The sequence below is a fragment of the Rhodococcus sp. NPDC060084 genome, from assembly GCF_042730335.1.
GTDB lineage: Bacteria > Actinomycetota > Actinomycetes > Mycobacteriales > Mycobacteriaceae > Rhodococcus.
Genome location: NZ_JBHWWX010000080.1, coordinates 1 through 3,793 on the forward strand (window position 1 = coordinate 1; position 3,793 = coordinate 3,793).

Genomic DNA, 3,793 nt, shown 5'->3' on the forward strand with positions numbered 1-3,793 from the left:
ACCGTGCTGAGACGGTCGCGGCCACCGGACGATGCTGGGCCCGAGGGCGCCCGTAGACGCCCCGGAAACGATCAGGACAGGTCGACCTGCGCGACGCGTGCGTCGAGCTGCTCGACGATCTGCGCGACCTCGGCGTCACCCACGACGCGGTTCACGCGCAGGATGACGGTCGCGCCCGGGCCTTCGGCATCCTGGCTCAGTGCGGCGGCCTGAATGTCGATACCGGCGTTACCGAGAACGGTGCCGAGTGTTCCGAGGACACCCGGGCGATCCTGGTAGTGCACGATGAAGTTGTGGCCCTCGGCACGCAGGTCGAAGCTGCGTCCGTTGATGTTGACGATCTTCTCGACCTGCTGCAGGCCGGTGAGCGCACCCGCGACCTGCGTGACGTGACCGTCGGCGGCCACGGCGCGCACCTCGACGGCACTGCGGTGGGTCTGCGCCTCGCTGACCTTCTCGACCTCGACGGTCACGCCGCGCTGCTCGGCGAGCTGCGGTGCGTTGACGAAGGTGACGGGCTCGTCGCTGCTGGCCGAGAACAGGCCCCGCAGCGCAGCGAGTCCGAGGATCTCGACGTTCTCGGACGAGAGTTCGCCGCTCGCGACGACCTGCACGTTCTGGACTGCCTCGGGCGAGAGGGTGCCGGCGAGCAGGCCGAGCTTGCGGACCAGTTCCAGCCACGGCGCGACCTCTTCGCCGACCGGGCCACCGGAGACGTTCACGGCGTCCGGCACGAACTCGCCGGCGAGTGCGAGCAGCACGCTCTTCGCGACGTCGGTGCCCGCCCGGTCCTGGGCCTCGGAGGTGGATGCCCCGAGGTGGGGGGTGACGACCACGTTGTCGAGATCGAACAGCGGCGAATCGGTGCACGGCTCGGAGTTGAAGACGTCGAGCCCCGCGGCGCGGACCTTGCCGGAGACGAGCGCGTCGTACAGTGCGCCTTCGTCGATGAGACCGCCGCGAGCGGCGTTGACGATGATCACGCCGTCCTTGGTCTTGGCAAGACGCTCCGCGTTGAGCAGACCGGCGGTTTCCTTGGTCTTGGGCAGGTGCACGGAGATGAAGTCGGCCCGCGCGACGAGTTCGTCGACGTCGACCAGTTCGATCCCCAGCTGTGCCGCACGCGCTGCGGGCAGGTACGGGTCGTACGCGATGATGTCGGTCTCGAACGCGGCGAGGCGCTGCGCGAAGAGCTGACCGATCCGGCCGAGGCCGACGACGCCGACGGTCTTGCCGAGGATCTCGGTGCCGTTGAAGCTCGAGCGCTTCCAGGTCTTCTCGCGCAGCGTGCGGTCGGCGGCCGGGATCTGGCGCGCGGTCGAGAGCAGCAGCGCGACAGCGTGCTCAGCGGCCGAGTGGATGTTGGACGTCGGAGCGTTGACGACCATCACGCCGCGCTCGGTGGCGGCGGCGATGTCGACGTTGTCGAGACCCACACCTGCGCGGCCGACGATCTTCAGGTTGGTCGCGGCGGCGAGCACCTCTGCGTCGACAGTCGTTGCGGACCGGACGAGCAGCGCATGCGCGTCGGGCACGGCGGCGAGCAGCGCCGGGCGGTCCGGGCCGTCCACCCAGCGCACCTCGACACCGTCACCGAGCGCATCGACGGTCGATTGCGCAAGCTTGTCGGCGATCAGGACTACTGGACGGCCATTCTGGCTCACGTGTGGACTCCCTGTGTCGTGAATGTGTGGGTGGTCGGCGGCGCCGACGCCTGTCGGAAGGCGCGTTCACCCGCGACCGCACACAGTTTAGTGCCCCTGCCCCCACTACGGACCCACCGGGATCGCCCACCGGGGTACACCGGAGCGGGGTGGAGTCCCCCCACGCGATCCTGAGCCCGACCGATAACCGGTCGAAAGAGGTCGCGGATACCTCAGTGCCGCCGCCGCAGATGCCTGGCGCCCGGCACCGGGCGCGGCCTCCGCCGTGCACTCCGTCCGGTGGTTCCCGTCGGCGAAATGTCCGGACGCGCACGAATTGTCCGCTGCGTGATACCGGTGTCGTGCCGGTGCCGGAAGGCGATCACGGCGGCACGAGTCGTGGGATAGAACCGTTCCCGGTGGAAACGGTTCGCCGATTGCATGCGCAGCAGCTTGTCCCTCTCCTGGCCCTCCAATCCCGCGAAAACGAGTCGAATTCCGTTGTGGGACAAGTATTCATCGAGCCGCTCGATCTCTTCGACCGACGTCGTGTCGAGATCGGTGATCGGCTGCGCCACGAGGATCACCCACTCCACCCGATCCGATCGCTCCTGTACGAGTGCGCGCACATATCCCGTGAGAATCGAGCCGTTCGCGAAGAACAGCGGTGCGTCGAACCGTGCCAGGAGGAGCCCTCTGATCCGGTGGCCTTCGGGATGGCGCTCCCTGTCGTGATATCCGGCGATTCCGGGGACTTCGACGAGTTCGGCGCGGTGAGGCCGCCAGGCCTGGATCACCAACGCCATCAGCGACAGCGCGATCGCGATCAGTACGCCTCGCAGCACGCCCGCGAGGATGACAGCGACGGATGCCGCTATACACAAACCGAATTCGATCTTGGCCACCTGCCACAGATGCCTGATCTTGGCGAGTTTGAACTGCGCGCTCGCAGCGACGATGACGACGGCGCTGAGCGCAGAACGCGGAAGGTTGCCCGTCGCGCCGGGTGCGAGCAGGAGGAAGGCAAGGACCGTCAGTGCTCCCACCACTCCGGCGAGTTGTGTGTGCGCGCCCGCGCGTTGGACGACAGGCGTGCGGCTTCCGCTACCGCACACCGGGAACCCGCCTGTGACACCGGCCGCGAGGTTCGCGACGCCGAGCGCCCGCATCTCGGAGCTTCCGTTCACCTCCTCACCGCGCGCGGACGAGAAAGCGCGGGACACGACGGAGGTGTCGGCGAAACCGATGATGGCGATCGCGACAGCGGGGCCGACCAGGGTCGCGACGTCGCTCCACGCGAGCCCGCCGAGGGCCGGGCCCGGGAGCCCCGACGGGAGCGCGCCCACCGTCTCGAGCTTGTCGCCCAGCCCGAAAGCGGCTGTCACCCCGGTGGCCACGACGACCCCGACGAGGATGCCCGGAGCTCGTGGCCACAGCACCTGCATCACCACGATCAGGATCAGGGTAGCGCCGCCGAGGAGGAAGGCGAGCGATCCGAGCGCACCCCCGCGCACCGCGTCCGCAGCATTCCTGAGGTTCGTGAAAAGGTCGGCCGGCCGGGTATTCGCACCGAGTAGGTGCGGGACCTCGCTCGCGATCACGATCAGAGCGATAGCGTTGAGAAATCCGACCCTGATGGGGTTGGACAGCAGTTCTGTGATGAATCCGAGGCGCAGAATCCCGCTGAACAACAGCAGAACTCCGACTATCAGGGCGAGTAGACCGGCTAGCGCCACCGCGCGGGAGGGATCTCCTGCCGCGGCGAGGGGGACGACCGCCGCCGCGATCAGCGGTGCCAGGGCGGAAGACGGAACGACCACGAGGATGCGCGACGGACCGACGAGCGCGTACACCAGCATCGGCACGATTGTGGCGTACATGCCCATGTGGGCAGGCAGTCCCGCGGCTGCCGCATATCCCATGCCGGTGGGCACGAGCAGTGCGCTGACCACCAAACCCGCAGTGATGTCGGTCCGCAGCCATCCGCGCTGGTACCTGCGTGCCGTGGCGATGCCGGGAATCCGGCTGACAGCTGCCGAGAGCGACATTGGGCAAGTATGGGACGTGGACCCGGCCCCCGTCGGCGGATTGCTCACGGCCGTTCCGGCGTCCCCACGCCCGAACGACGGCAGCCCGGCACCTCGAGGAGG

Annotated in this window: 2 protein-coding genes; both read right to left on the bottom strand. The window is 68.3% G+C overall.

Features of this window, described 5'->3' with window-relative positions; genetic code table 11:
* Window positions 1-71 precede the first annotated feature (71 nt).
* On the bottom strand, window positions 72-1,664 hold the full coding sequence (gene serA, locus ACFWBU_RS21160; RefSeq protein ID WP_378529144.1) for a phosphoglycerate dehydrogenase: 1,593 nt from the start codon (window positions 1,662-1,664) through the stop codon (window positions 72-74).
* 212 nt (window positions 1,665-1,876) lie between these two features.
* Entirely contained in the window at window positions 1,877-3,691 is a 1,815-nt protein-coding gene (locus ACFWBU_RS21165) for a SulP family inorganic anion transporter (RefSeq protein ID WP_378529145.1), read from the bottom strand.
* Window positions 3,692-3,793 lie beyond the last annotated feature (102 nt).